The 26815-nt window shown below is 73.7% G+C and carries 17 protein-coding genes; 7 read left to right on the forward strand and 10 right to left on the reverse strand.

The annotated features are described in order from the left end of the window. Positions 1 to 26 precede the first annotated feature (26 nt). Positions 27 to 3539 (forward strand): multifunctional oxoglutarate decarboxylase/oxoglutarate dehydrogenase thiamine pyrophosphate-binding subunit/dihydrolipoyllysine-residue succinyltransferase subunit, encoded by a 3513-nt coding sequence (locus AB0P17_RS35155; protein WP_365817598.1) that lies wholly within the window; start codon positions 27 to 29, stop codon positions 3537 to 3539. An 86-nt stretch (positions 3540 to 3625) separates the two neighbouring features. On the opposite strand, the gene AB0P17_RS35160 is transcribed toward AB0P17_RS35155, so the two are convergent. Next, entirely contained in the window at positions 3626 to 4237 is a 612-nt protein-coding gene (locus AB0P17_RS35160; RefSeq protein WP_365817600.1) for a YcxB family protein, read from the reverse strand. A 178-nt stretch (positions 4238 to 4415) separates the two neighbouring features. Between AB0P17_RS35160 and AB0P17_RS35165 the strand changes: the two genes are divergently transcribed. After that, the gene (locus tag AB0P17_RS35165) at positions 4416 to 5735 is read left to right on the forward strand and encodes a hypothetical protein (protein ID WP_365817602.1); all 1320 of its coding nucleotides are present in this window, start codon (positions 4416 to 4418) and stop codon (positions 5733 to 5735) included. Positions 5736 to 5766: 31 nt separating this feature from the next. Here the strand turns inward: AB0P17_RS35165 and fxsT are convergent, their stop codons facing one another. The 8 genes from fxsT to AB0P17_RS35205 all read right to left on the reverse strand — a co-directional run bounded on the left by fxsT (position 5767) and on the right by AB0P17_RS35205 (position 19491). Then, complete coding sequence (gene fxsT, locus AB0P17_RS35170) at positions 5767 to 8799, reverse strand: FxSxx-COOH system tetratricopeptide repeat protein (RefSeq protein WP_365817604.1); 3033 nt, start codon at positions 8797 to 8799, stop codon at positions 5767 to 5769. Positions 8800 to 8877: 78 nt separating this feature from the next. Further along, positions 8878 to 10305 carry an HEXXH motif-containing putative peptide modification protein gene (locus tag AB0P17_RS35175; RefSeq protein WP_365817606.1) on the reverse strand — a complete coding sequence of 476 codons (1428 nt, stop codon included), beginning with the start codon at positions 10303 to 10305 and terminating at the stop codon, positions 8878 to 8880. Then, positions 10302 to 11579, reverse strand: a complete 1278-nt coding sequence (locus AB0P17_RS35180; RefSeq protein WP_365817608.1) for a radical SAM protein — start codon at positions 11577 to 11579, stop codon at positions 10302 to 10304. The genes AB0P17_RS35175 and AB0P17_RS35180 overlap by 4 nt, the downstream gene beginning before the upstream one ends. Before the next feature lie 117 nt (positions 11580 to 11696). Further along, positions 11697 to 11834, reverse strand: a complete 138-nt coding sequence (gene fxsA / locus AB0P17_RS35185) for an FxSxx-COOH cyclophane-containing RiPP peptide (RefSeq protein WP_365817677.1) — start codon at positions 11832 to 11834, stop codon at positions 11697 to 11699. A gap of 144 nt (positions 11835 to 11978) precedes the next feature. Further along, positions 11979 to 15581: an SAV_2336 N-terminal domain-related protein gene (locus AB0P17_RS35190; RefSeq protein WP_365817610.1), complete on the reverse strand. Its 3603-nt coding sequence runs from the start codon at positions 15579 to 15581 to the stop codon at positions 11979 to 11981. Between the two features lie 7 nt (positions 15582 to 15588). Further along, a complete protein-coding gene (locus AB0P17_RS35195; protein ID WP_365817612.1) occupies positions 15589 to 16644 on the reverse strand; it encodes a MoxR family ATPase in 1056 nt (351 codons plus the stop codon). Between the two features lie 118 nt (positions 16645 to 16762). Further along, positions 16763 to 18850, reverse strand: a complete 2088-nt coding sequence (locus tag AB0P17_RS35200; RefSeq protein ID WP_365817614.1) for a trypsin-like peptidase domain-containing protein — start codon at positions 18848 to 18850, stop codon at positions 16763 to 16765. Continuing rightward, the gene (locus AB0P17_RS35205) at positions 18847 to 19491 is read right to left on the reverse strand and encodes a CU044_2847 family protein (protein ID WP_365817616.1); all 645 of its coding nucleotides are present in this window, start codon (positions 19489 to 19491) and stop codon (positions 18847 to 18849) included. The genes AB0P17_RS35200 and AB0P17_RS35205 overlap by 4 nt, the downstream gene beginning before the upstream one ends. Before the next feature lie 139 nt (positions 19492 to 19630). On the opposite strand from AB0P17_RS35205, the gene AB0P17_RS35210 reads away from it, so the two are divergent. Continuing rightward, on the forward strand, positions 19631 to 19816 hold the full coding sequence (locus tag AB0P17_RS35210) for a DUF6104 family protein (RefSeq protein ID WP_010061466.1): 186 nt from the start codon (positions 19631 to 19633) through the stop codon (positions 19814 to 19816). 127 nt (positions 19817 to 19943) lie between these two features. Here AB0P17_RS35210 and AB0P17_RS35215 read toward each other — a convergent pair whose 3' ends face one another. Then, the gene (locus AB0P17_RS35215; RefSeq protein ID WP_365817619.1) at positions 19944 to 20753 is read right to left on the reverse strand and encodes a hypothetical protein; all 810 of its coding nucleotides are present in this window, start codon (positions 20751 to 20753) and stop codon (positions 19944 to 19946) included. A gap of 159 nt (positions 20754 to 20912) precedes the next feature. Here AB0P17_RS35215 and AB0P17_RS35220 point away from each other — a divergent pair, with 159 nt between their 5' ends. The 4 genes from AB0P17_RS35220 to AB0P17_RS35235 all read left to right on the forward strand — a co-directional run bounded on the left by AB0P17_RS35220 (position 20913) and on the right by AB0P17_RS35235 (position 26808). Next, complete coding sequence (locus tag AB0P17_RS35220) at positions 20913 to 21794, forward strand: DUF4097 family beta strand repeat-containing protein (RefSeq protein ID WP_365817621.1); 882 nt, start codon at positions 20913 to 20915, stop codon at positions 21792 to 21794. Position 21795: 1 nt separating this feature from the next. Continuing rightward, positions 21796 to 22812 (forward strand): helix-turn-helix transcriptional regulator, encoded by a 1017-nt coding sequence (locus AB0P17_RS35225; protein ID WP_365817623.1) that lies wholly within the window; start codon positions 21796 to 21798, stop codon positions 22810 to 22812. A 213-nt stretch (positions 22813 to 23025) separates the two neighbouring features. Next, entirely contained in the window at positions 23026 to 23694 is a 669-nt protein-coding gene (locus AB0P17_RS35230; RefSeq protein WP_365817624.1) for a hypothetical protein, read from the forward strand. Between the two features lie 1716 nt (positions 23695 to 25410). Then, a complete protein-coding gene (locus AB0P17_RS35235; RefSeq protein WP_365817679.1) occupies positions 25411 to 26808 on the forward strand; it encodes a pentapeptide repeat-containing protein in 1398 nt (465 codons plus the stop codon). Positions 26809 to 26815 lie beyond the last annotated feature (7 nt).

The raw sequence follows: 26815 nt of genomic DNA on the forward strand, positions 1-26815 counted from the left end.
TCGTACGGATGCACGCCGGGGGTCGTGTGGATCCGCTCGATGCGCAGCCCCTTGCCGGTCTTGGAACCCTTGGTGCGGGAACCTCGTGCCGGCCGGCGCCCGCGAAGCCCGCCGCGGCGCCCGCGAAGCCGGCCCCGGCCAAGGCGGCTCCGGCCACCGAGGCGCCCGCGGGCCCCGAGTACGTGACGCTGCGCGGCCCGTCGGCCGCCGTCGCGAAGAACATGAACGCCTCGCTGGAGCTGCCCACGGCCACCTCCGTGCGCGCCGTCCCGGTGAAGCTGCTCTTCGACAACCGCATCGTCATCAACAACCACCTGAAGCGCGCGCGTGGCGGCAAGATCTCCTTCACGCACCTCATCGGGTACGCGATGGTGCAGGCCATCAAGGCCATGCCGTCGATGAACTACTCCTTCGCGGAGCGCGACGGCAAGCCGACGCTGGTCAAGCCCGAGCACATCAACTTCGGTCTCGCCATCGACCTGGTGAAGCCCAACGGCGACCGCCAGCTCGTCGTCGCCGGCATCAAGAAGGCCGAGACGCTCAACTTCTTCGAGTTCTGGCAGGCGTACGAGGACATCGTCCGCCGCGCCCGCAACAACAAGCTGACGATGGACGACTTCACCGGCGTCACCGTCTCGCTGACCAACCCGGGCGGCCTCGGCACGGTGCACTCCGTGCCGCGCCTGATGCCCGGTCAGTCGGTCATCATGGGCGTCGGCTCGATGGACTACCCGGCCGAGTTCCAGGGCACGTCGCAGGACACCCTGAACAAGCTGGGCATCTCCAAGGTCATGACCCTGACGTCGACGTACGACCACCGCGTCATCCAGGGCGCCGCCTCCGGCGAGTTCCTGCGGATCGTCAGCCAGCTCCTCCTCGGCGAGAACGACTTCTACGACGAGATCTTCCAGGCGCTGCGCATCCCGTACGAGCCGGTCCGCTGGCTCAAGGACATCGACGCCTCGCACGACGAGGACGTCACGAAGCCCGCCCGGGTCTTCGAGCTGATCCACTCCTACCGCGTCCGCGGTCATGTCATGGCCGACACGGACCCGTTGGACTACCTCCAGCGCAAGCACCCCGACCTCGACATCACCGAGCACGGGCTGACGCTGTGGGACCTGGAGCGCGAGTTCGCCGTCGGCGGCTTCGCGGGCAAGTCGATGATGAAGCTCCGCGACATCCTCGGCGTGCTGCGCGACTCGTACTGCCGCACCACCGGCATCGAGTTCATGCACATCCAGGACCCGAAGCAGCGCAAGTGGCTCCAGGACCGGATCGAGCGCGGCGCGCACTCCAAGCCGGAGCGCGAGGAGCAGCTGCGGATCCTGCGCCGGCTCAACGCGGCCGAGGCGTTCGAGACGTTCCTCCAGACGAAGTACGTCGGCCAGAAGCGGTTCTCGCTGGAGGGCGGCGAGTCCGTCATCCCGCTGCTCGACGCGATCATCGACTCGGCCGCCGAGTCCCGCCTCGACGAGGTCGTCATCGGCATGGCCCACCGCGGCCGGCTCAACGTCCTCGCGAACATCGTCGGCAAGTCGTACGCCCAGATCTTCCGGGAGTTCGAGGGCAACCTCGACCCGAAGTCGATGCACGGCTCCGGCGACGTCAAGTACCACCTGGGCGCCGAGGGCACCTTCACCGGTCTGGACGGCGAGCAGATCAAGGTCTCGCTGGCCGCGAACCCCTCGCACCTGGAGGCGGTCGACCCGATCCTGGAGGGCATCGCCCGCGCCAAGCAGGACATCATCAACAAGGCCGGTACGGACTTCACGGTCCTGCCGCTCGCGCTCCACGGCGACGCGGCCTTCGCGGGCCAGGGCGTCGTCGCCGAGACGCTCAACATGTCGCAGCTGCGCGGCTACCGCACCGGCGGCACGGTCCACGTCGTGATCAACAACCAGGTCGGCTTCACCGCCGCCCCGGAGTCCTCGCGCTCGTCGATGTACGCGACGGACGTGGCCCGCATGATCGAGGCGCCGATCATCCACGTGAACGGTGACGACCCGGAGGCCGTCGTCCGCGTCGGACGGCTCGCCTTCGAGTTCCGCCAGACGTTCAACAAGGACGTCGTCATCGACCTGATCTGCTACCGCCGCCGCGGCCACAACGAGGGCGACAACCCGCAGTTCACCAACCCGCAGATGGTCCGCCTGATCGACAAGAAGCGCTCGGTGCGCAAGCTCTACACCGAGTCGCTGATCGGCCGCGGCGACATCACGCTGGAAGAGGCGGAGCAGGCGCTCCAGGACTTCCAGGGCCAGCTGGAGAAGGTCTTCGCGGAGGTCCGCGAGGCCACCTCGCACGCCGGTCCCGTCCAGGTCCCGGACGCGCAGGCGGAGTTCCCGGTGGCCGTGGAGACCGCGGTCTCCCAGGAGGTCGTCAAGCGGATCGCCGAGTCGCAGGTCAACATCCCGGACACCGTCACCGTCCACCCGCGCCTGATGCCGCAGATGCAGCGTCGCGCGGCCTCGGTGGAGGACGGCACGATCGACTGGGGCATGGGCGAGACCCTGGCCATCGGCTCGCTGCTGATGGAGGGCACGCCGGTCCGCCTCTCGGGCCAGGACACCCGCCGCGGCACGTTCGGCCAGCGCCACGCGGTCCTGGTCGACCAGGGCACCGGCGAGGACTACACCCCGCTGCAGTACCTGACCGCCGAGCAGGCCCGCTACAACGTCTACGACTCGCTGCTCAGCGAGTACGCGGCGATGGGCTTCGAGTACGGCTACTCCCTGGCCAGGCCGGACGCGCTGGTCATGTGGGAGGCGCAGTTCGGTGACTTCGTCAACGGCGCGCAGACCATCGTGGACGAGTTCATCTCGTCGGCCGAGCAGAAGTGGGGCCAGACCTCCGGCGTCACGCTGCTGCTGCCGCACGGCTACGAGGGCCAGGGCCCGGACCACTCGTCCGCCCGCCCCGAGCGCCTGCTCCAGATGTGCGCGCAGAACAACATGACGATCGCCATGCCGACGCTGCCGTCGAACTACTTCCACCTGCTGCGCTGGCAGGTCCACAACCCGCACCACAAGCCGCTCGTCGTCTTCACCCCGAAGTCGATGCTGCGCCTGAAGGCGGCGGCGTCCTCGGTGGAGGAGTTCACCAGCGGCGGCTTCCGCCCGGTGATCGGCGACAGCAGTGTCGACCCGGACGCGGTCCGCAAGGTCGTCTTCTGCTCCGGCAAGGTCTACTACGACCTGGACGCCGAGCGGCAGAAGCGCGGCGTCACGGACACCGCGATCCTCCGCCTGGAGCGGCTGTACCCGCTGCCGGGCGCGGAACTCCAGGCCGAGATCGCCAAGTTCCCGAACGCCGAGAAGTACCTGTGGGCGCAGGAGGAGCCGGCGAACCAGGGTGCCTGGCCGTTCATCGCGCTCAACCTGATCGACCACCTGGACCTGGCGGTCGGCGCCGACATCCCGGGCGCCGAGCGACTGCGGCGCATCTCGCGCCCGCACTCCTCGTCCCCGGCGGTCGGCTCGGCCAAGCGCCACCAGGCGGAGCAGGCACAGCTCGTCAACGAGGTCTTCGACGCCTGACCGCTCGCTCACCTGTTGTACGGATCAAGGGCCCGGCCCCGCGGCAACCGACCGCGGGGCCGGGCCCTCCGCCGTACGGCCGGCCGTCACACGCGCGTGGTGTGCTCGTCCAGGAGGGCCCGCAGCCGGTCGACGCCGTCGGCCTCCCGCACTCCCCGCTTGGGCAGGATGTCGAGACACATGATGTTGGGGTCCCGGCTGAGCAGGACGAAGTGCCCCGCCGTCTCCCGGTAGCCCTGGAAGACGGACCACTTCTGGATCAGCGTGCTGTGGTCACTCCTGCAGGTGATCCCGGCCGCGGACACGGTGGCGCGGTACTCGCCCTGCCATCCGATGATCCGCTGCACCTGGGCGGCCTGCAGCCGCGTATACCCCCACGTCAGGGCGACGATGAGCAGGAAGAGAAGTGTCGAGACGCCGTCGACCTTCCCACGGCCCACGGTGGTGAGCAGCCAATGCGCTGCCCACAGCGCGAGGAACACGCCCCGCAGCAGCAGCCCGGTCCGCTTGATCCGCTCGCGGACCCGCAGACCGGCCAGTGTGTCGGCGGTCCCCGGCCGGTACACCAACTGGACCACGGCCCGCTCCTCCACGGCGCCGGCGGCCTCGGCGGCTCCGGCAGTCCCGGCGACACCGTCGGCATCGGCGGTGAAGTCCGCGTTGTAGTGGGCGCCTTCGGCGCCACGGCCCTCGATCATGATCTCTCCCCCGGTACGAAGACCCGCGAATCCTACCGAACCCGGAACCGCGGCGACCGGCCGCGCGGCGTGACCGGCCGGCGCCGGTCCGTGGAGCTCATTGTCAGTGGCCTGTCATAACGTTCGTGGTGCCGGCCGGAACTTTCCGGCCAGTGTGTCCACTTGGAAGGCCGATAACATGCGTCTCAGATGTTCTGCCCTGCTCACCGCGCTGGCCGTCGTCGCGGGATCCGTCTCCTTGCTCGGCATCACGGCACCGCCCGCGGTGGCGGACGGCGGTACGCGGCTGCCGGTGACTTCCTTCGGGGACATCGTCGTCGACGGTGTACACGACCGGGTGTTCATCAGTGACCCGGAGGGCGGCAGCGTTGTCGTCACGGATTACGACGGGGCGGTCGTCGGACAGATCACGGCGGAGGAGGGAGCCACGGGGCTCGCGCTCTCGGCCGACTCCAGCGAGGTCTACGTCGCCCTGTCGTCGGCCGGTGCGATATCGGCGATCAGCACCAGCACGCTGACCGAGACCGGCCGGTATCCGACGGGAGAGGACACCTCGCCCAGGAACCTGGCCCTGGCCGGCGGGAAGCTGTGGTTCGGCTACGCGGTCGGCAGCGGCGGCGGCATCGGCTCGCTCGACCTCTCCGGCACGGATCCCGTCGTCACCCTCGACCCGGCCGGTACCCCCTGGTACTACGCGCCGTCGCTGGCCTCGTCCCCGGCCGATCCGGACGTCCTGGTGGCAGGTCAGGAGGGCGTCAGTCCCGCCACGCTCGCGGTCTACGAGGCCACACCCACCGGTCTGCGGGAACGGGTCAGGCGCCTGTTCACCCAGAACCCCGGGATGTCCTTCCTGAACGACTTCGCCGTGACAGGGGACGGTCAGAACATCGTCACGGCGGCCAACAACCCGGCCGACCACCAGGTCGTCCGCGTCTCCGACCTGTCCGCCAACGGCGCCTACTCCAGCTGGAACTTCCCCAACGCGGTGGCCGTCGCCGCCGACGGCACGGTTGCCACGGGGTCCTCCGACTCCACCGTGAACACCTTCCGCCCGGACTCGTTCTCCCGGTTGCGCGAGTACTACACGGACGAGCTGCAGCGTGACGGGCTCGCGTGGGCGCCGGACGACAACCGCCTCTTCGCCGTGGGCGGCGACATCGTCCCCTCCCTGCACGTCTTCCCGGACGGCGGCAAGACGGACAGCACCCTCAGCCTCCAGGCACCGTCGACCGCGGTCAGGGGCAAGGAGCTGACGGTGACCGGGAGCCTGTGGGCCGTCGAGCCGTACACCGCGGCGGCGACCGTCGAGGTGACCCGCACGGACGCGGGATCCCCTTCCGGAGTCACCCTCGGCCGGTTCACCGTCGCCGCCGACGGAACCTTCCGGTTCACGGACCGCCCGCGCACGACCGGACAGGTCACCTACACCGTCCGGTACGCGGGCGACCCCCAGCACACCGCGGCCGTCGATGAGGCCACAGTCACCGTCGGCAAGTAACGGCACCGCCGCGACCCGAGCGGCCGGACCGTCAGGTCAGCGGCGGCTCGAAGTCCCAGTAGGGGCGGTTGCGGGAGCGGGCCGCGACCGTGTGGACGTGCTGCGCGCCCAGCGTGGCCACCAGGTCGTCCAGTGCCTCCTGTTCGACCTTCTCGGCGCGCTGCGCGTCCCGCAGCCCGCGCAGGTCCGCGGCGTGCGCGATGCGGGCCGAGAGGGTCAACGGGTGGGTACGGCCCAGGGTTTCGGTGGCCCGGGCGACGGTCTCGCCGGTGAGGGTGGCCGCGCCCTCCGCGTCGCCGGTGATGTTGCGCAGGGCCGCCGTGTTGATGGCGCACCCCAGCGTCCAGGGGTGGGTCTCGCCGACGGCGCCCGACATGTCCGTGAGCGCGTTCTCGGTGACGTCGAGGGCCTGGTCTCGTTCGCCGACGTTGCGCAGGATCAGCGCGTGGTTGGAGCGGGTGCCCGCGACGTACGGATGGCCCTCGCCCAGCATCGTCACATAGCCGTCGATGACACGCTCGCTTATGTCCCTGGCCCGGTCGATGTCGCCGTGCTCCCGGGCGAAGCAGCTCTGGCCGGCCGCGAACATCATGGTCAGCGGGTCCCGTTCGCCGAGGACGCGTTCGCAGCTCTCCAGGACCTGGGTGAACAGCGCCCCGGCCCGGCCCCGTTCGCCCGAGCGGTACAGGCACAGGGCCAGGTTGAACTCGGCGCGCAGGGTCTGCGGGTTGTCCCGGCCGAGGACCGTCCGGTGGACGCGGGTGCTCTGCGACTGGATCGATTCGGCCTCGCTGTAGCGGCCGAGGAGCCTGAGGTCCGTCGCGTAGTTGATCTCGGAGTAGAGGGTCCAGCTGTGGCGCGGCCTGAGCAATTGCCTGCGGGCGTCCAGGGTGCGCCGGTTGAGGTCCAGGGAGTCCTCGTAACGGCCCAGCAGCCGCAGCGAGATGGCGAGGTTGTTCTGGGCGTTGAGGGTACGGGAGTCCTGCTCGCCGAGGAGTTCGCGGAACGAGGCGAGGAGGCCCCGGGAGATCTCGTACGCCTCCTCGTACCGGCCGAGACCGCGCAGGTCGGCGGCGAGTCCCCCGGCCGCCCGCAGATGCTCCAGGTCCTGTTCGCCGCGCTCCTCGCGGAGGTGTTCCACGGCGGCGCGCTCGATGGCCTCCGTACCGGCGTAGTCGCCGACGGCGCGCAGCAGGTTGGCGTAGTGGTAGCTGAGGTCCCAGATCCTCGGGTGGGTCTCGCCGAGGAGCCGCCGCCAGGTGTCCAGGGCGCGCCTGCCGAGGTTGATGCCCGCCCGGTACTCGCCCGAAAGGTACATGTAGCGCAGGCAGTTGAGGACCAGGGTGTGCATCGCGGGGTCGGTGCTCTTCAGCACGTCGGCCCACTTGAGGTGCGGGGTGATCTCCGCGTACCGGGGCCACAGGCGGGTGTCGGTGGGCCGCCCGGGGTCCGCCTCGACGAGGGCGCGGCGGACGACCTCGATGAACTCGGCGTGGTCCTGGGAGGGCATGTCCAGGTGGACGATCTGGTGGACCATGCGGTGCATGTAGAGCGAGTCGCCCGCCGCGCCCGCGGGCGAGGTCTCGTTGACCGCGTCGTGGACCTCGCGCTCGCCGACCCCGGCGGCCCGGACGACCGCGTACTGCCGCAGCTTGTTGATGGCGCGCGCCCAGCGCACCGGGTCGTCGACGAGGCCGCGCAGCTTCTCCGGGAGGGTCTCCGGCGGCAGGTCGCGCACCAGCCGTACGGGGATGGCGCCCGGCGCGAAGAAGGTGCACAGGCGGAGCAGGTCGACCGATTCGGGGACGGTCTCGCGGAGTTTGTTGAGCAGTATCGACCAGCCGGTCTGGAAGGCGAGCGGGAAGTCGCTGGAGATCCGGACGACGTCCTGGTCGACCCCGTCCTTGAGCAGGTTGATGTAGGCGTCGACGGACATGTCGGAGTCGTTGAGCCAGCCGGCCGTCTGGTCGAGCAGCAGCGGCAGGTCCTCCAGCGCGTGCGCGAGCCGGTCGGCCTCGTCGTACGTGAGGCGCGGGGCGCGGCGGCGGACGAACGCCACCGACTCGACCCGGTCGTAGACGCGCACCTCCAGCAGGGAGCTGTTGTGCTCGCCCCACTCCGGGTTGCGCGCGGTGATCAGCACATGCCCGGGTCCGTTCGGTACGAGGTCCCAGATCTGGTCCGGCTCGTCGGCGCCGTCCAGGATGAGCAGCCAGCGGCTGTACGGGTCGCCGCGGCGCAGGGCGTCCCGTGCGGCGCGCAGCCGCTCGCCGTACTCCACACCGGTGTCCAGGCCGAGGGCCGGGGCGAGCGCGGCGAGTCGCTGGCGGCAGCTGACGCGCTTGTCGGCGGAGACCCACCACACCACGTCGTACTCCGCGCCGAAGCGGTGCGCGTACTCGGCGGCGAGCTGGGTCTTGCCGACGCCGGACATGCCGTGCAGGGTGACCACCCCGGCGCCTCTGGCGGCCTGTTGGAGCGCGTGGTGGGCGGCGTCGAGGAGCGGCTCGCGGCCGGTGAAGCGGGTGTTGCGGCGGGGCACGCCGTCCCAGATGTCGGGCGACTCGCCGGGGTAACGGGGGCCGCGCCGGGGCCCGTCGGGCTCGCGCTCGCGCGGCCCCTCGGTGGACAGCCCGAGCTGGGTCAGCAGCCGCCGCTCGGCCTCCTGCTCGCCGACGGTGTCCAGACCGACGGCGGCGAAGACGGCGGCGGCGCTGGGCAGCTTCTCCGCCTCGTTGGTGACGGAGACGCCGAAGAACCGGTCGCGCTCGGCGGCGACGACCTCGCGCAGCGCGCTGTTCCACTCGTCGTGGCCGCGCGGGCCGAGCTGGAAGTACCACTGGCTGACGACCACGAGGACGGGGCCCGGGGCGAGCAGGAGGTCGCGCAGACACTGCGTCAGTGTCATGTTGTCCTGCGGGTCCCACCGCTGGTAGGAGACGGAGAGTCCGCGCCGTTCGAGACGGTCGCCGATCCAGGCCGCCCAGGGACGGTTGTACCCGGCGAAACTGATCGTGACCGACCGGGGCCCGGTTGATCCAACTGGCTTACGTCCTCCGGGCATTCGACCGTCTCCCTGCATCGTCATACGCCCTTTTAACATACCCCCGGCCGGCTCGGATCCATCCTTGTGCGCGCCGCTTCACGTTGCGTTCCTTTGGCGCCAGATCATCCGTGCCGTACGGACGTAGGAGGCGGCCCGCGCGCGGTGTCCCGGTGGCGGCGGGTGGTCGGCCAGCCGGTGGTACACCGCGATCATCTCGTTGACGAGGACCCGGCCCTCCTTGGTGAGCGCCCCGGAGCCGGCGAGCACGGGCAGCACCGCGCCGACCTGTTCGCGGGTGCGCGCGTGTTCGGCCCACGCCTGGTCGCGGACGGCGAGGCGGTCCGCGGCGAGGGCGAGGCGCTGCCAGTAGTCGGCGAGGGCGATGTGCGAGTAGGCGCCCTGGAGCAGCCCGTCGAAGGGGCGGGGGTCGGAGCGCCAGGGCGCGAAGTGCCGGGGCGCGGCGTCCTCGTGGTGGAGCGGGGTGAGGGCGGCGAGCGCGGCGAGTTTGGTGTGCTGGAGCTCGTGCACGAGCGTCGAGGCGAAGGAGGCGGCGGTGGCGGGTCGGCTGGTGAGGACCGCGCCGAACGCCTCGCGGCGGGTGCCGCTGCACTGCGCCGGGCCGCCCCCGGCGGGGGTGGATCCGGGCGGCGGCGCGAGCGGTACGAGGCAGTGCAGCAGAGTGGCGGTCTCCTCGGCGCGGTGCGGGCCGCCGGTGCGCAGCAGCGGCTCCACCTCGGCCCAGGAGCGCGCCCACGCCGTACGGTGCCGCGCGTCGAGGCGGGTGACGGCGGAGAGCCCGTGCCGCGCCGCGCCCGCGGTGCGGTACGGGTCGATGTCGTCCAGCGGCACGGGGGCCGCCCCGGGCCGTACCGGGGGCAGCGCGAGGACGGGCAGCCAGCGCGGGTCCCCGCTCCGGGCGGCGCCGGGAGCGTCCACGGCGGCGCCGGCGCCGGCCGGGTCCTCGGTGTCCAGGCGTACCGTGACGGGCGCCGCGTCCGCCTGGCGCAGGGTCAACTCCGGTCCGCGCAGGGTGACATCGACGGGTACGGGTTCGTCCCGGCCGGTGCGCAGGGCGCCCAGGGCGGGCAGCACGAGCACCCCGCCGCGGCCGGTGAGCCGACCGGTGAAGGGCAGCCGGGCGCGGATCGCGGCGGTGGCGGCAAGGGCGCCGAAGTGGTCGAGATCGGCGCGGAGTTCGGGACTGTCGCCGCCGTCGGGTCCCCCGGTGGTCAGTCCGTGCAGACAGCGCTGCGCCCAGGGGCCGGCCAGCGGGTAGAGCAGCACGGTCCGTACGGCGGTCCGGTCGGCCCGTTCGGCGGCCTCCAGCAGGGCCCAGTCGTCGCGCAGCCGGGCGAGCGCGGCGGGCGGGCGGCGCGCGGGCGGGGCGTCGGCCGCCGCGTCGAGCAGGGCCCGCAGCAGGACGAGCCGGCGGGTGTGCTGGTCGCGTACGAGCAGCCGCAGCGCCTCGGCGCCGCCTTCGGTGCGGCCGAGCTCGCGCAGGGCTCCCTCGGGGACGGGGCTCACCGGAGGGCCCCGGGGGCGGCGCGGGTGGCGGGGGCGGACGCGGCGGCCTCGGTGAGCCGGGCGGCGACATGGCGGATCAGCCGCTCCAGGTCGGCGCAGTAGACGGAGCGCTGAGTGAAGCCGTGCCCCGCGCGGTAGCGGTGGGCGTAGTGGCCGCCGCCGCAGACCGTGAGCAGCGGGCAGGCGCGGCACGCGGCGGCCAGCGCGGCGGCGCCGCTCTGCCGGGCGGCGACCCCGGGGTGGCGCAGGGCGTCGTCGAAGGAGTGGTTCCGTACGTCGAGCCCGGTGGCGGCGGCCGTGTCGTAGGCGGACTTGAGGGAGTCGACCTGCTCGATCGCGCCGTCCGTCTCGACGACCACCGCGTTGACCGGGTCGAGCCCGAGGGACTCGGTGGCGCCCGGCAGTCCGAGCAGCAGTGCCAGGCACTCCTCGAAGAGCCGCACCCGGGTCTCCCGCCGGCCCGCCCCCCACCAGCGGTCGAAGACGGCGGCCAGCCAGTCGCCGTACGGAGTGGCGCGGCCGGGATCCCCGTGGCCGGGATTCCCACGGACGGGATCCCCACGTCCGGGCCGCCCGGGCGGCGGGTCCGCGTCCCCGGCTCCGGCGGCGGGCAGTCCGGGCGGCGGGCTGCTCCAGTTGCCGTGCGGCAGCAGCAGATCGAGCGCGGGCGGGCGCAGCTCCAGCAGCGATTCGTACAGCTCGACGGGGTCGGTGCGCGGGTCGACGACGGTGAGGAGGCCCGCGTACGCCTCCGGACGGTGCTCGGCGAGCAGCCGGGCGCCCCGCGCGGCGGCGGCGAAGGACGGGCGTCCCGCGTGGTCGGTGCGCAGGGCGTTGTGCGCGGGCAGCCCGCCGTCGAGGCTGATGCCGATCCGTACGGAGTGCCGGGCGAGGGTGGCGACCGCGCGTTCGGTGAGCAGGGTGCCGTTGGTCTGGACGGTGGCGTGGACCGTACGGGAGGGGCCCGCCCGGTCGCGTACGGCGTCGGCGAAGGCCCCGAGCCGGGCGGCACCGACGAGCAGCGGCTCCCCGCCGTGCAGCACGAGGGCGGTCTCGCGCAGCCCGTGGGTACGGGCGTGCTCGGCGATCCGGTCGGCCGTGCGGTCCAGGACCTCGGGCGAAGCGGCGGCGGGGCGGGTGCGCCAGGTGCGGTCGGGTCCCGCGTAGAGGTAGCAGTAGCGGCAGGCGAGGTTGCAGCGGCCGTGGACCTTCACGATGAACTGCGCGAAGGGTACGCGCCGACCGCCCCGGACGGGCTCAGGGGTGCGCGGCATCCCCGGTCGGGACACTCCGCACCCCCTTGCTGTACGGCTGTACGGCGTCGTCGGACGGCCCGTGGCGGGGCCCGCCCGAACTCCTTGCGCAGAAGGTACTGCCCCGGAACGCCCCACTCAGAACGCGTTGTTGAACCCCCAGAGCATTTCCCTGGGCTGCTGGGCCCTGCCCCGCAGGTCCGCCACCACCTCGCTGAGCACCGGGTGGTCGAGGGTCCGCAGGGCCGCCAGGTCGAGACCCAGCAGATCCGGCAGCTCACCGGCCGTGCCCGTACCGAGGGGGGCGGAGGGCGCGCCCCCGCCCTCCCGCCCACGCTCTGCGTCGTCGTGCTCCCGGCCGTGCGCCGCCTCGGTCATCACGCCTCCCCGTCAGGTCGTACGGCGCGCACCGCGCGCCTGTCAGCGGTCCAGCTCGGCCAGCCGGGCCGCGGTCGATCGGGCCGGCTCGCCGCCGCCGTCCGGCAGCTTGCGCCACTCCGTGCGGGCCGCCCGGTACGCCTCACGCGCGGCCCGGGGCCGGCCCGCCTCCTCATAGGTCTTACCCCGCCAATGGCCGGCCGCAGCACGCAACGCGACGGCTTCCTGTCGCTGCCGCGGATTCTCCAGCTCCTCCTCGGCGGTCCTGGCCGCGTCCGCCGCGTCCCGGAACGCCTCGGCCGCGTCGTCGAGCCGGGCCGGGCGCTGCAGCGTCCGGTAGGCGTCGAAGTGGGAGCGGCCCAGCTCCAGCCAGCAGCGCGCGGCCGTCAGCGGGTCGCGGGCCTCCTGTGCGGCGAGCCCGAAGAGGTGCTCGGCCTCCCGCAGATCGACCCGGTCGTCGTTGATCCGGTGGCGCAGCATCAGCGCCTGGCCCAGCATCAGCAGCCGTTCCGCCTGGCGCGCGGTGCCGGTGGCCGTCTCCGTACGGCAGTCACGGAGCACCCGTACCGCCGCGCCGGTGTGCGGCGCCCCGTCCGGCAGTCCGGCACGGCGCAGCAGCGTGGCGCCCCATTCGGCGAGGAGGTCCGCGTGGGCCCGGGAGTCCCGGGCGGTGGAGCGGGCGGCGCGGGCGAAGAACTCGGCGGCCTCGTCGAGTTCATGAGCGTCGTCCGGGTTCCCGGCGCGTTCGTAGCGGGCCACCCTGACGCGTCCCGCGCGGATCCGGAGCGAGGCGAGCAGCCGCTCGTCCCGTACGGTCACCAGCGACTGGTCGACGAGGGTCGCGGCCTCCTCAAGGCCCTCGCCGGAGTGGAGCAGCGCGTCCACCAGGTCGAGCAGGATCCGGGCCTGGGTGCCGACGGTGTGGCCGCCCGGCGTGAGTGCCTTGCGCAGCGAGCGGGCCGCCTGGGCCGCGTACACCTGGGCCTGTTCGGGGTCGGCGGTCGCGCCGGAGAGTCGCAGCAGGGTCCTGCCGTGCGCCAGCGGCAGCCCCGGCGGCCGGTTCTCCTGGTCGGGCCAGACGTCGGCGAACGCCTCCAGCATGCCGATCGCCCCCTGGAGCAGCGCGCTGTCCCCGCCGAGCTGCCACTGCGCCTCCAGGGCGCGGACCCGGTCGAGGGTGAGCCGCAGCGCCTCGCCGGGGTCGAGTCCGGGCGCCGCGCAGGCGACGGTGTACTCGCGGTCGGCGCGGCGCAGCAGTTCGAGGGCGCCGTGCCGGTCGCCGTGGCGCCGCCGGTCGTCGGCGGCGGCGTGCAACACCTTGGCCAGAACGGCCCGTTCGCGGACTGCCCTGGGGTGCGCGGTGGCCCGTTCCGCCGCGCGCTCCGCCTCGCCGAGCAGTTCGCCGCCGCCCTGGACCTCCCAGAGCCGCAGCAGGCAGCGGGCGAACTCGGCCCACAGTTCGGGGTCGGAGCCGCCGGGTGTCTCGCGTTCGGTGGCGCCGCGCAGCAGCTGTACGGCGTCGATCAGGTACTGGACCATGCTGTCCGACTCGAACTGCGCGGTCAGTTCGCGGGCGCTCTCGACGGCCGCGTTGACCGGCTGCGTCGCGGAGCCGGGCCCCGAGCCGCCCGGCCCGTACGCCGCGAACTGCTCCGGCAGCGGCATGAACTGCTCCAGCACCCGGGCGGCGACCTCGGCGAACGGGGACGGCACGCGCGGCCCCCGGCCGTCGCCGTCCCGGTGCTCGCCGTGGCCGTCCGGGCCGAAGGGGCGGCCGAACGCGCCGTCGAACTCCCCGCCGAACTCGGCGTCCTCGTCCGGGTCGCCGCTGGGCAGCAGCGGGCCGCGGCGTTCGTTGCCGAGCTGGGCGAGGGCGAGCGCGGGGAAGTTGGGGCCGCCGCGGCCGAAGCGCTGCTCGATGTACTCGGAGCAGTGTTTCAGTACGAGGACGGCCTCGTCCCGGCCCAGCGGGCCGAGCAGCGCCTCCTGCACGCCGGGCGCGAACTCGTACCACGCCCCGTCGAGATCCGCGGGGCCGTCGCTCTTGCTGCGCGAGAGGAGTCCGCTGAGCAGTACCTCGGCGAGTTCGGAGGGGCCCGAGTCGGGCAGCATCGTGCGCTGGACGAGCTGCATCACCGGCAGGCAGAGCGGGGCCGCCGCGAGATAGACGGCGAGCTGTCCGGCCACCGGGGAGGCGGCCGAGCGGAAGCGGCTGACGAGCTGGAGCGAGGACATCCGCTCGCCGGGGCGCGGCGCGGGGGCCGGCGGATGGTCGGCGCGTACCCAGCCGACCGCGCCGGAGATGCGTCCCGCGCCGGTGCCGGAGAGCAGCCGGGCCCAGGCGCCGAGCGCGCCCGCGACGGGCGGCAGCACGGGCACGGCGAGGGAGCCGGGGCGGGCGGCGGGCGCGGTGGCGGCGTCACCGCCGACCTTCAGCACGGCGGCGCCGGCCGCGCCCTCGCCCCGGGAGAGGACCCCGTAGGTGACGGGCAGTCTGGTCCGGTTCCACATGCGCTGCGGCAGGGGCTGGAGGACGGCGGTGGGCGCCTGGCGGCCGAGCTGGTGGAGCAGCCGGTGGGCGCGCCCGCTGTGCCAGAGGGGGCCGGCGCAGTCGCTGACGACGACGGTGACGCGGCGGCCGGTCGGGTCGCTGAGCCGGTCGGCCGAACTGAGCGGCGCGGCGGCCGGGTCGGGGCTTCTGCTGACGGCGGGCGCGCCGTCGGGCCCCTGGTGCAGATAGCGGGTCTGCACATCCCGGAAGGCGCCCAACTGGCCGAATATCTGCTGGAGTTCGACGAAGAGCCGTTCCCATACGCGCATCGACGACGAGGCGTCCAGGACGAACTGCAGAATCGCGTCCCCGCGCGAGACTCCTCGGAACACCGGAATGATCAGCCCGCCGGCGCGGGCACTCAGCTCTACGGTCGCCACCTCGTCAAGGGTACGGCGCAGTGGGGGCGCGGCGGGCCGGTACCGCTGAAGCGGACGAAGGGAGCGCTGGAGTTCGAGGGGCGCGGGGAGCGCGGGGGCGGCCGGTACGCCCAGGGTGAGCGCGGTGGCGCCGCCGCCCCGTCCGCCGCCCCGCCGGGCGCGCGGTCCGTCGCGGCGCGGTACGGGGTAGAGGGTGACGCGGGGGTCCTCGACGGGGAGGGCGGGCGGCGGCGCGGCCCCGTCGGCCGCGTCGGGCTCCTCTGTCCCCTCCGTACCGCTGGCACCGGGGCCGGACCCGGGCTCCGCCTCCGGACCGCTGTCGTTCCCCGGCGGGACGGCGCGGGGGCCGCCGGGGGGTGTGTCGTGGTCGCGGCGTGTCTGCTGGGCGAGCCAGAGGACGTCGCAGAGCTGCTCGGCATCGGGGTCGAGCCCGGCACCGCGCAACCGCGCGACGAGCGCGGCGAGCCGCGCACTGTCGTACGGCCGCGGCTCCCCGGCGATCGGCTCCCCGGCGATCGGGTCCACCGCGCCCGGGTCCGCCGCGTCCGGGTCCGGTACGCCCGGGTCCGGTACACGCGGATCCACCGCGCGCGGGTCCGGCAGGCGCGGGTCCGGCACGTCCGAATCCGCCACGCGCGGGTCCGGTACGCCGGAATCCGCCACGCGGGGGTCCGGCTCGCCCGCCGGGCCGTGGCGCCCCGTGACGTCGGGCATCAGCGCATCACCTCGGTCGGTCGAGCCGCTGGATGAGCAGGTCGGCGAGTCGGTCACGGCCCGCGGGCGCCGCGGCGTCGGTGAGGTAGATCGCGTTCAACAGCTGGTCGGTGGCGATCAGTTCACTGCGCGAGCGCTCCAGGAAGTGCGCGATGAGATCGTCGCCCGCGCGCGCCGCCTCGTCGCCGAGGTGGGCCCGTACGAAGGTGGCGAGGCGCTGGTGGTCGGGGCGGCCCAGCTCCAGATGGATGCAGCGGCGCATCAGCGGGGCCGGGAAGTCGCGCTCCCCGTTGCTGGTCAGGACGACGAAGGGGAAGGCGCGGCACTGCACCCGGCCGCCCCTGATCCGCACCTTCCTGCCGTCGTCGGTGAGGACCTCGGCCTCCCCGTCGGGCAGCCGGTCCGCGATCCGCTCCAGCTCGGGGATGCCGAACTCGCCCTCCTCCAGGACGTTGAGGAGGTCGTTGGGCAGATCGATGTCGCTCTTGTCCAGCTCGTCGATGAGCAGGACGCGCGGCTGCTCGGAGGGGAGCAGCGCCGTGCCGAGCGGGCCGAGCCGGATGTAGCTGCCGATGTCCGCCGACGGGTCCTGCCCCGCCGCCGCCCCGGCGCCGGCCGCGGCGCTGTGCGCGGCGAGCTGGACGTCCTGGAGGCGGGCGATCGCGTCGTAGTGGTAGAGCCCGTCGAGCAGGGTGGAGCGGCTGACGATGGGCCAGCGCAGCACCCGGCCGAGCCCCAGTTCATGGGCGACGGAGTGGGCCAGGGTGGACTTGCCCGCGCCGGGGCTGCCGGTGACGAGCAGCGGACGGCGCAGATAGAGCGCCGCGTTGATCATCTCCAGCTCCTCGGCGCCGGGGCGGTGCAGCTCCGCCTCGTGGCGGTAGCCGCCGAGCCGCCGGTCGGCGGAGCCGTCACCGCCGCCGTTGCCGTCGTGCCCGCCCGCCGGCCAGGTGTCGCCGCGCCCGGCGAAGTCCCGCCAGGGCGGCGGCGGGGGCAGTTGGCCGATGCCGTCGTGCGGTTCGCCGGCCCCTCGGTAGATGAGCCACTCGCTGGGTTCACTCATGGTGATTTCCTCGTCATCACTCGTCCGACGGGGGCGGCAGCCGCCGAAGGTGCTTCACCGTAGCGATCTACGGCGGACCCCGTAAGGGTTCGCCAGGAGCCGGGCCGGACAAGGCCGTTCAAGGTGCCTCCAGCAACAGGCCCGATCCGGGGAGCGGATGGTGCGGATCGTCGTAGAACAGCGCCACGCCGTCCGACCAGAACGTCTCCGCACGGCCCGCGTGCACGCCCTGGCGCAGCTCCATCAGGAGCCGCGGCAACTGCTCCGCGCCGCCCGCCTCGGCCACCGTGTGCACGGCCCGGCGGTGGAACTCGGCGCAGACCGCCTCGGGGCGGTTCTCACCGCGCCGCAGCAGCGCCACATGGAAGCCGCCGCGTACGACCCGGCCCAGTCCCGCCGCGGTCTCGCCGTCGGGGCGGACCGCGTAACGGCAGAGCACGGGCACGGCCTCGTACGCCAGGGAGCGCAGCAGCTCCTCCTCGGGTACGGGTACCCGCAATCCGTCCTCGCAGTCGACGATCTCGGCGCGTACCGCGGTTTGCGCCGCACGGGTCCAGCGTGTCCGGTGCTCCCTGGCCTCCTCCTCGGAGAGCGGCGGTTCCCGGTCGGAGCAGCGCACGACCACCGGGCGCAGGGTGCCGAGCGGGGGCTCGTCCGGTGCCAGCCGCCAGCCCTCGACCTCCAGACCGAGCTGCTGCTGGACGACGGCGACCTGGAGGACGGCCGGGCTGTCCGGCTCGTCGCACCGCCGGAACGCCTCCGCCAGCGAACCGGTGAGCCGGGTGTGCAGCGCGCTGCCGGGGGTGCCCCTGCTGTCCTCGGCGACGGGCAGCACCTCCCCGCTGTGCCGGGCGACCCCGACGCGCCAGTCGTAGCTGTCGCGCTCCCAGCCGCGCGGCTCCAGCTCCAGCAGGACGAAGGGGCGTTCGCCCGCGCGGGGCCGCTCCCCGTACGCCGGGGCCGCACGCCGCTGGGCGCGGTCCGTACGGTACCGGGTGGCGGACCACAGCAGCGCGATCTCGTTGCGGAAGTCCCGGGAGAGCCGGTCGTCGGCGACGAACTTCACCCAGTCCCAGAGCGCCTCCTCGGCCGCCGCGGTCGCCCCGTTGACGTACGGGCGCTCGGCGGCGATGACGCTCATGCAGTAGCGCAGGACGAGTTCGAGCGCGGCGCCGCCGCCGCGCGTCTCGTACAGCGCGCCCAGCCCGTCCCGCCAGCTCCGCGGCGCCGGATAGCGCTCCACGCGGTGCACGCCCGGGAGCCGTACCAGCAGATCGAGCAGGCTGTGCGTGGAGACCGGCGGCGGCAGCGCGGCCAGCCTGCCGAGCAGCAGGATCCGCTGCTGCGGGCTGAGCGCCCGGTCGGCGCCCGCGTCGAGCGAGGTCTGGACGTCCGCCCAGGTCCAGCCGGTGTCCACGCGGGCGAGCTGCCGGTCCGCGTGGTACCGGTCATGGGCGTGGAAGACCGCCTGGTAGTCGTCGTCGGCCTCGGACCCGGCCATCGCGGCGGGCACCGGCAGCGAGCGCAGCCGCTCGATCCCGATGGACGTGCCGCCCATGCCGCCGACGAGCTGGGACTTGAGTACGCCGACCACCTCGCCGCGCGCCAGGTCGACCGCGGGTCCGCCGGAGACCCCCGGCGGCAGTACGTCCCCGCCGAGCCGCACCTGTTCGTCCTCCGGCTCCGACCAGCCGCCGACCGTGCCCTGGACCGACAACTGCCCGCTGAGCCGCTTGATCCGGCCGCCCACCTCCGTCCAGCCGGAGTACAGCACCGAGCCGCCGCCGAAGAACGCGGCGGGCCGCTCCGTCACGTACACGCAGGCGTGCTCGACGGGCCGGAGGAGCCGGACCAGCGCGAGATCGGGGGCGGGCCACCCCCCGCCGCCGGGCGACGTCCCGGGGGCCGGCTCGGGCAGCGCGGCGACCACCGTGCCGGGCACGGAGGTCTCGCCGCTGCGGGGACCGGTTTCGAAGACCACTGTCACGTCCCGCCCCTCCCCCTGCAGTGCCACATGCGCACATGTGAGAACCCAGCTCGGGGCGATGAAGAAGCCGCTCCCCAGGAAGCTTCCACCCGGCCCGTCAGGGACATACCCGCCGTCCGGGCCATGGATGCGCACGGTCGCCGCCATGACGAGGTCGCGGAGCGCACCGCGGGTGTCCTCCGTGCCTCCCTGCGCGATCCTTCCCATTCCGTCGATCATGTTCCGCTCCCGGCCGGGGGCGTGAACCCGTCGGGATGCGCCGGTGCGCCGGGGGACGCGCCCCCGGAGGTCCGCCCGTGCGACGGCGGACCGGACGGCGGCGGTAAGGGCGGGACGGCCGATGGCGGCGCGGGGGGCCCGGCCGGCGGCGGTACGGGCGGGACGGCCGGCGGCGGTACGGCTGGGACGGCCGGCGGTGGCGGCGGCGCGGCCGGCCGCTGCACCCCGGCGTGCGTCCCGGCGTGCGGCTGGGCCTGTGGCGGCACCAGCGGCGGTGCGGACAGATCGGCGGGCGGTCCCCCGCCGGTCCAGGTGAGCGTGACTTTGATGCCTCCCTTGGCCTCGCCGTCGGCGAGCAGCCCGACGACCTTCCCCGATTTCGCGGTGAGCTCGATCCCGAACTCGATACTGACCTCGTCGGGCCTGACCGCGCGCAGCGGCCCGACGAGCGAACGCGCGACGCTGGTCACGACGCCTTGCAGACTCTCGACCCGGGCCTGTACCTGGTCGGCGAATCCGGTGTCCGAGTACACGAGGCCCCCGGAGGGGCGGCTCAGCTCCTCGGCACCCGAGATCCGGGCCCAGACGGGTGTGCCGTCCGGCATTTCGATGCGCGTGACATTGGCCTCTCCGTCACCCATGACATCCTCATTTCCCCCAATTCCCCGCAGGTTAGCGGCCGTACGGCACCGAAGCGAGGCACATGAGGGAGGACGGCTGTTCGTGGCCGAACGGTTCTCGCGAGCTCACCGCCGGTGACCAGGCATTAGGCTGATTGCCATGTACTTCACGGACCGCGGGATCGAGGAACTGGAGAAGCGGCGCGGCGAGGAGGAGGTCACTTTCGAGTGGCTGGCCGAACAGCTGCGCACGTTCGTCGACCTCAACCCCGACTTCGAGGTGCCGGTCGAGCGCCTGGCGACCTGGCTGGCCCGGCTGGACGACGAGGACGACGAGGACGAGTAGCCGGGTCACCGGGTCACCGGGCGCGGTCGAGCGGGTACGGGTTCACCGGGCGCGGTCGAGCGGGTACGGATTCACCGGCCCCGCCCCGTCCCGCCCGTCACTCCTCGTCCCATCACTCCCCGCGCCGTCACTCCCCGGCCTTACGGAGCCGGTCGTACGTCAGTCCCAGCGCGCCCTGCGTGATCAGCAGCGCGGCGGCGAAGGCCCACCCGGCGCTGCGGCGGCGGACCGCCCACACCGCCAGCGGGGCGCCGGCCGCGAGTTGCGCGGCGCCCAGCAGCCGGGCCCGCGGCCCGTGCAGCCAGGGGCCGAGCGGCCCGCCCTCCACCGCGTCCAGCTCGGCCCGTACCGCGTCGCGCCACCCCGCCCACTCGATCTGCTCGGCCCCCGGCTGGACCCGGGCCACCTCGCGCAGCCGGTCGGCGGGTTCGCCCGGGGTGAGCCCCGCCGGAAGGATGAGGCCGGTGCGGGTGAGGAACGCGGAGAGCGCGAGCAGCCGGGTCCTGGAGTCGGCCTCGGGGTCACCGAGGGTGAGCGGCTCCAGCGCCTGGAGGTCCAGTACGGGGTCGAGGCCGAGCCGGGCCGCGAACGTGCGCATCGCCTCGTCCTCGCCGGCCGCGGTGCCGTCCGCGAGCCAGGTGTAGCCGACCGTACGGCGGAAGCCCGCGGCCAGGACGTACCCCGCCCGGTCGGGGTCCCACCACAGCGCGAGGACCGGCCAGTTGGCGCCGACGGCGAGCGCGGTGGCCCACCCCGCGACCACCCGGTCGACCGTATCCGTACCGTCCAGCCACGGCTTCCCCTCCGGGACCAGCGCGCTCCAGCCCAGCCCGGCCGGGGCCAGCAGCAGCTTCTCGCGGAGCAGATGGGCGGCGGGCCGCACCACCGCGGGCTCGGCCCGGCAGAGCAGCAGCGCACCTGCGGATGTCGCGTTCATGGCCCTTACGCTAGGCCACTTTGCCTCGATACGAGCGCTTGACGACCCACGGAACGACCCGTTCCGCCGTCCGGCCTTGACTTCCCGTAACCGCGATATATCGTGTTCTTCAGGAGACGCGATATGTTGCGTGAAGCCGGGCCCCGGGAGGTCAGCACCATGGCAGAGTCGACGTGGGAAGTCGCCGGGTCCGAGAAGCTCACCTTCGACGACCCGGTGACCAGACTGGACGTGCGCGTCGTCAACGGCGCGGTGAACGTGGTCGGCACGGACGAGGCCCTGCCCGACCGGCCGGGCGGCACCCGGCTGGAGATCTCGCGCGTCGAGGGCCCGCCGCTGATCGTCACCCTGGACGGCTCGACCCTGACCGTCGCCTACGCGGACCTGCCCTGGAAGTCCCTGCTCAACTGGCTCGACCGCAAGGGCCGGGGGCGCAGCGCGGTCGTCTCCCTCGCCGTGCCCACCGGGACCGAGGTGGAGGTGGGCGTCGTCGGCGCCGAGGCCGTGGTCACCGGGATCCGGGGGCGTACGGCGGTGCGCGGGGTCAGCGGGGGCACCACGCTCGTGGGGCTGTCGGGCGAGGTGCGCGCCGAGACGGTCTCCGGCGACCTGGAGGCCCAGGCGGTCACCGGCAGCCTGCACTACCACTCCGTGTCGGGCAGCCTGACGGTCGTGGAGGGTTCCGGGTCGACCGTACGGGCCGACTCGGTCAGCGGCGACATGGTCGTCGACCTCGACCCGGCGGGCCGGCCCACGGACATCAGTCTCAACACCGTGTCGGGCGAGGTCGCGATCCGGCTGCCGCATCCCACGGACGCGCAGGTCGAGGCGAACACGGCGAGCGGTGCGGTGACCAACGCGTTCGACGATCTGCGGGTCAGCGGCCGGTGGGGCGCCCACAAGATCACCGGCACACTGGGCGCGGGCGCGGGGACCCTCAAGGCGAACACGGTGTCCGGCTCGATCGCCCTGCTCAGAAAACCACCGTCGGAGGACGACGGTCCGGCTGACGCGGCGCCCGCCCTGACGAAGGAGCTCTGACATGCCCCCGGTCTTCGCCCACGGCCGACTCCGCCTCTACCTGCTCAAACTGCTGGACGAGGCGCCGCGCCACGGCTACGAGGTGATCCGGCTGCTGGAGGAGCGCTTCCAGGGCCTGTACGCGCCGTCCGCCGGCACGGTCTATCCGCGGCTGGCCAAACTGGAGGCCGAGGGCCTGGTCACGCACGCCACGGAGGGCGGCCGCAAGGTCTACTCGATCACCGAGGCGGGCCGCGCCGAGCTGGCCGGGCGCGGCGGCGAACTGGCCGATCTGGAGCTGGAGATCCGCGAGTCGGTCTCCGAACTGGCCGCGGAGATCCGCGAGGACGTACGGGGTGCGGCGGGCCAGCTCCGCAGCGAGATGCGGGCGGCCGCCTCCAGGACCCGTACGGCGTCCGGTTCCCGGTCCCACGGGGCGGGCGACGGGGAGGTGCCCCCGGGGGACAGCGAGTCCTGGCGGGTGGCGAAGGAGGAGCTGAAGCGCGCGAAGCAGGAGTGGAAGGAGCAGGCCCGCCGCGCGAAGGACGAGTCCCGCCGGGCCCGCGAGGACGCCCAGCAGGCCCGCCGCCAGGCCAGGGAGGCCCAGGAGATGGCGCGTCAGGAGATGCAGCGCATCGCGAAGCAGGTCCAGGACCAGGTGCAGGACCACTTCGTACGGGGCGACTGGCCGACAGGGCTGCGCGAGGGCCTCTCCGAGCTGGCCGGCCAGCTCGGCGGCCTGACGGGCTCGGCCCGGCCCCCGTTCGGCAAGCCGGACCCGGCCGGGACGCGGGACGACGCGGCCGGGGCGCAAGACGCCCGGGAGTCCGCGCACGACGCCCCGGAGTGGGCGAAGGACGTGCCGGGGTCCGGTGACCCGGCGCGGGATCTGGACCGGCTGCTGGACCGCTTCCGCGACGACATCCGCGACGCGGCCCGGGACCACGGGGTCACGGACGCCCAACTCGACGAGGCCAGAAGCCACTTGTCGACGGCGGCGGTCCGCATCGGCGCGCTGCTGCGCACCCCGGAGAAGTGACGGGCGGACGGGCGGGAGGAGACGCGGACTCCCTTGACGTGTCTCTTCCCGGCCCGATACTGGTGGGCGACACCGTTCGGAAGTGACGGATTGTGTGGCATCAACACCGGTGAATCTGTTGGGACTTGTGCCCTCATCTCGCCGTGTGACGCCACCGTCCGGTCACGCCCTCTCCCCCGCACCGAACGGCCCCCCACACAGGAGGAAGCCGCGATGACTCCCTTATCGACTCCGCAGCGCGCCGAGCGCAGGACCGTGAAACGGCGCCCGAGAGCGCTGGTCACGGGCCTGGCGGCCGTCGCGCTGAGCTGGCCGGGCGTGGCACTGGCGGCGCCACCGGCCGCGCCTGCCACCGCCCTCGCTCCGGCTTCCGCTTCCGCTTCCGTGGAACGGGCGGCGGCCGACATCACCTGGACCCTGGTCCGGGCGAGCAATCCCACCGCGGACCAGCAGGACGCGTACAACCGCATCACGGCGGCGATGAACGCGGCGGTGTCCCGCTACAACAATCTCAGCGACCTGGGCAAGGCCATCACCGTGCGCTACGAGCCCGGCGTGCCCACCGCCGACGGCAACATCAACGGGACGATCCGCTTCGGCAGCAACCGCGGCTACATGGCCGAGCGGACCGCCCTGCACGAGATATCCCACACCATCGGCGTGGGCACGAGCGGCGGCTGGTCCTCCCTCGGCGGCAGCGGCACCTGGCGCGGAGCCCAGGCCACGGCCCTGGTCAAGCAGTACGACGGCGCGAACGCGACGCTGTCCACCGGCGGGGGGCACTTCTGGCCCTACGGTCTGAACTACGACAACGAGTTCTCGAACACGGCGGCCGACCGGCATGTCCGCATCGTCGCCGCGATGGTCCGCGACGGGCTCTGAGCCCGGGAAGGGTGGGGGCGGCACACCGCCGCCCCCACCCTCTCCTGCTCAGGACTCCAGGTGCTTCAGGGTGTTCCGCAGACGGGGCACCATGGCCCGGGCCTCGTCCGTGTCCGTCGCGGCGACCTCCTCGACGAGGGCGCGCAGCCGCCGCGCCCCCGCCTCCCGCCGGCCGAGCTCCTGCTCGGTCCAGGCCACACGGACGACACAGCGCACCCGTTCGTCCAGGACACCGAGCGCGGCGAGCGCGGTGGCACCCTGCTCCAGCAGCCCGATCGCCTCCTCGCGGACGCCGTCGGCCTCCCCGTCTCCCTCCCGACCGGCCTGTCCGTCGGCGTCGTCACCTTCCTCGTCGTCGACGGCGGCGTCCTCATCGTCCTCATCGTCGTAGTCGTCGTCGGCGTCGAGGAGGTCGAGGAGCAGTTCGCCGGTCTGGTACCAGCCGCGGGCCCGTTCCAGCAGGAGCTCGTCGCCGTCGCCCTCGACGGCCACGAGGGACCGGGCCATCAGCTCCTTCGCGGCGTCCGCGTTCCCCGCCCGGACCTCCAGCCAGGCGACGGAGCGCAGGGCCCGCGCGGCGCCGACCGGTTCGCCGGTCTCCTGCCACAGCTCGACGGCCCGGTGGTACGCGGCGACGGCCTCGTCACGCAGCCCCGCGCCCGACAGGCACTCGGCGGCGAGGGTGGCGAACCGGGCGTGCGGCTGCTGGTTCTCCCAGCCCTTGGCCACCTCGGCGGCGAGCAGATACTGCTCGGCCGCGCCCCGCTGGTCGCCCAGCGCCCGGAGGATCCCGGCGAGCGCCTCCCGTGCCCGTACGGCCCGCGGCTCCCCCTGGCGGAGGAGGTCGGGCAGGGCCGACTCCAGCACCTCGGCGGCCTCGGCGGGGCGCCCCGTCTCGGCGTACGCCTGGGCGAGGAGCAGCCGGGCGTAGGCCCCCGCGCCGGCCGACTCGCCCGCCTCGTCGAGCCAGTGCGCGGCTTCGAGGGCGTACTCCGCGGCCTCGGCCTCCTTGCCGTACTGCTGGTAGAGGATGTCGGCGAGGGTGAGTCTGAGACGGCCGAGTTCGTCCGGGTCGGTCAGCTCCGCGCCGTACCTCACGGCGGCGCGCGCCGCCTCCTCCGCCTCCTCCTCGCGGCCGAGCGCCATGAGCAGCGCCGCCCGCCGGGCGAGGGGTTCCGCGGCGTCCCACGGGCGGCCGGCGGCGGTGCCGCGCCGTGCGGCGGAGGCGAAGAGCGCCTCGGCCCGCTCACCGTCCCCGGCCCCCCAGGCCAGCTCCGCCCGCTGCTTCTCGGCGCCGGCGAGCAGATCCCCGAGGCCGGCGGCCGGTTCCTCGGCGTCCCGGCCGCCGAACGCGGTGACGAAGCCGGCGAGGTCCGCGTCGAGGAGCGCCTGATCGGCCTCGGCGGTGGCGGGGTCGTGGCCGCTCTCCTGGTGCCGCAGTACGGCGCCGAGCCGTGCCTCGCTCAGTACGACGCTCGCGATCCGCCGCGTGCGCGTGGGCTCCCCGGGGTCGAGCGCGTCCGCCGATGCCGCGGCGGTCGCGAGCAGGCGCCGTATCTCCTCCGGCGGTTCACCGCTCTGCGCCGCCGCGAAGACGATCTGCAGTTCGGCGAGGGCGGCCCGGCCGGGCTCCTCGGCGGCCCGGTAGGCGGCGGCGGTCTCCGCCAGGAGCGGCCGGGCACCCGGATCGCCCGCGCGCCCGGCGCGGAGCGCGCGGTGTTCCAGCAGCTCCGCGACGAGCAGCGGTTCGAGCGCGCCCGGCTCCGTGGCGCCTGCCTCCGTGGCGCCTGCCTCGGTCGCGCCCGGCTCCGTCGTGCCCGGCTCCGTCGTGCCCGGCTCCGCGGTGGTCCGCGCCGATACCAGGGCTTCGATCCGGTCCCATACCGATGCCGCTCGCGGGTGCCCCTGGCCGCGCAGCTCGCGGGCCTCCCGGGCCAGTCGCGTCACCGTCACGGCGGGCGCCGCGTCCTCCCGTACCGCCGCCGCCCCCGCCGGGGCCGGGGTGAACCGGGGCGCGCGGATCCCCAGGGGCAGGGCGTCCACCAGGGGCGCGGCGGCGAGCCTGCGGGCCAGCCGGGCGGAGACCGTGTCGTTGCCGTTGCGCAGGTCGAAGCGGGCGGCGAGCGCGGTGGCCTCGTCGTCCAGCAGCGCGAGGAGTCCCGCCACGGTGCGCGGCTCACCGGCGACCGCGCCCGGTACGGCCGGCTGGTCGCCCAGGCCGAGCGCGGGCAGCCGGCGCAGCAGGGTGAGCACGCCCCCGATGAACTGGAGCCGCGCCCACGGGTTGCCGTGCGAGTCCAGGTGCGCCCCGTGCTCGGCGAGGATTTCGAGACCGCGGCCCTCGTTGCCGGTCAGCGCGCAGAACTCGATGTGCAGGCCGATCGAGGGCAGCAGGCTCTCGTTGCCCCTGGCCAGGCGGTACCCCTTGAGGTGGTGGGAGCGCGCCTCGTCCGGCCTGCCGGTGCGTACGAGCGGCAGCAGCGACTGGGCCAGTGTCCGGTGCGGCTCCTCCGCGCAGCGCAGCCGGTCGGCGAGAACCGGCTCCCACGTTTCCAGCGCCTTCTCGTCGTCGCCCTGCCGCACGCGGTAACTGCCCTGGTCGTTCAGCTCGCAGGCGTGGCAGTTGGCCATCCGGTCGCGCTCCGCGGCCGTCCACGCGGCGAAGGCGCGCGCCGCCCGCTCCGGGTCGCCGCTGTCGTCGGCGAGTTCGAACTCGGCCTGGCGTACGGCGCGTTCGGTGAAGCCCGCGGTGCGGTAGCGGCGCTCCATCTCCGTGAGCCAGTGCTCGATGGTGGTGAGCGGCATCTCGGGCAGGGTCAGCATCCCGGAGCTGGCCCACTTGAAGACCCAGTGGAAGGTGTGGGTGTCCGCGCCGGAGAAGCCGGACGGGTCCCGGTCCCACTCCTGGAGCAGCCGGGCGAAGGGGACGAGCATCTTGCCGCGCTCGGTGCTGTACTCGTACGCCTGGACGAGGCTGAGCAGCGCCCTGCGGAGCACGTCGGGGTCGCCGGTCCGCTCGGCGGCGGCGACGAGTTCCTCGCCACGCGCGTTGCGCGCCAGGCCGTTGGGGGCGGAGTCGTTCTCCCAGAGGGCGCGTCGGATGTCCTCGGGTGAGAGTTCG

The sequence above is a fragment of the Streptomyces sp. NPDC088124 genome, from assembly GCF_040685895.1.
Classification (GTDB): Bacteria; Actinomycetota; Actinomycetes; order Streptomycetales; family Streptomycetaceae; genus Streptomyces.